This is a genomic window from Acidithiobacillus albertensis (assembly GCF_001931655.1).
Taxonomy (GTDB): domain Bacteria; phylum Pseudomonadota; class Gammaproteobacteria; order Acidithiobacillales; family Acidithiobacillaceae; genus Acidithiobacillus; species Acidithiobacillus thiooxidans.
The window spans coordinates 1-1,586 of sequence record NZ_MOAD01000053.1 but is presented as its reverse complement, the minus strand read 5'-3'; the positions used below and the strand labels follow the sequence as shown (position 1 = coordinate 1,586).

Below are 1,586 nucleotides of genomic sequence, written 5' to 3'. Positions count from 1 at the left end.
AACGGTTTTCCACATCGCCCATGAGGGGGATCACCTTCCGGTAGAAAACCCCATCCGCAGAGTCTTGCAGGAAGGCCGGATCGTGGGGCTGGCCAACCATACGGTTCTCCTGCGCGCGGATGGTCAGGAGATCGCCATTGAAGATTCTGCGGCACCGATTCACGGACGGGATGGTCAGGTGTTGGGCGCCGTACTGGTCTTTCATGATGTCACGGAACGGCGTCGTTTGACCGAGCACCTGGCTTATCAGGCGCATCACGATGATTTGACCGGCTTGCCCAACCGCAAGTGGTTTCTGGAGCAGCTCCGCCGGGCCACAGAGGCGCAGCCCCTGCCGGGAGACCTCCTCCTGGTTGGCATTCTCGATCTGGATGGATTCAAACAGGTCAATGATCGCTGGGGACACGACCAAGGGGATCAGCTGCTTTGTACGGTAGCACAACGGGTCCGTGAAACGCTGCGGCCTGAAGATAGCGTCAGCCGCCTGGGCGGAGATGAGTTCGGACTGCTGCTGCCCCATATGCATGATCTGGAAGACGCCCAGCACCTCGCCCACCGACTGATCCAGGCATTGAACCAGCCTATCGAGATGGACACGCAGGTGGCGAACGTGTCAGCCAGCATTGGATTGACGATTCTCCCCGGCGATAGGGGGGATGCCCTGCAAATATTGCGGCATGCGGATCTGGCGCTTTACGCCGCCAAAGCCCGGGGTCGCAATCAGTATTGTTTTTATGAGAAAACCCTGGATGTTGAACAGGAACAACTGATGGAGATGTTGACGATGACTCAGGAAGCGTTTGAGGCCCAGAACTTGGTCATGTACTACCAGCCGGTAGTGACCCGGCCTGCTCCTTCCGTATCACCGGAGCAGGGCGTGATTGGTTTTGAGGCCCTGATTCGCTTGCAGCATCCCCAACGGGGGCTGCTCACGCCCGCTGTGTTTGCCGAAGCGCTGGACCATCCCCGCCTGGCCCGTCGGATTGGCTGCTTTGTGTTGGATGCGGTCCTGTCCCAGGGAGAACAGTGGCACCAGGCCGGGCTTCCCTTACGCCTGTCGCTGAATATCAGCGCCCGGCATCTGCTGGATCCCGAGTTCCTGAATGACTTGCAGTGCGCTCTGGCCGCGCATCCCGGGATAGCCCCGGCGTACTGCGAAATTGAAGTCACCGAAAGTGCCCCCATGCTGGATTTTCAGAAGGCTCAGGAAACACTCCAGCACTGTAATGCCATGGGCCTTCGCATCGCGCTGGATGATTTCGGAACGGGGAATGCTTCCTTGAGTTATCTGCAGAAGCTGCCTGCCCAGACCATCAAGATTGACCAGAGTTTTGTCCTGGACATGCTCAATGATCCTCGTGACTTTGCCATTGTTGCTGGCGTCGCAAAAACCGCCCGCATGCTGGGTCTGGAGGTCATTGCCGAAGGCGTGGAAACCGTCGGGCATTTACAGTTGCTGGAGACCCTGGACTGTCCGGCCATGCAGGGCTATCTGTTTGCCAAACCGATGCCCGCAGCGGCCGTGCCAGCCTGGGTGAAGGCATTTAACATATTGAATTACATCGGTAATTCTACACCCCCCCCCC

Annotated in this window: 1 protein-coding gene; it reads left to right on the top strand. The window is 58.3% G+C overall.

Translation table 11 applies throughout. From position 1 onward, the window contains the following. Window positions 1–64 precede the first annotated feature (64 nt). On the top strand, window positions 65–1,586 hold a 1,522-nt coding region (locus tag BLW97_RS17800), incomplete at its 3' end, for a putative bifunctional diguanylate cyclase/phosphodiesterase (protein ID WP_242947872.1).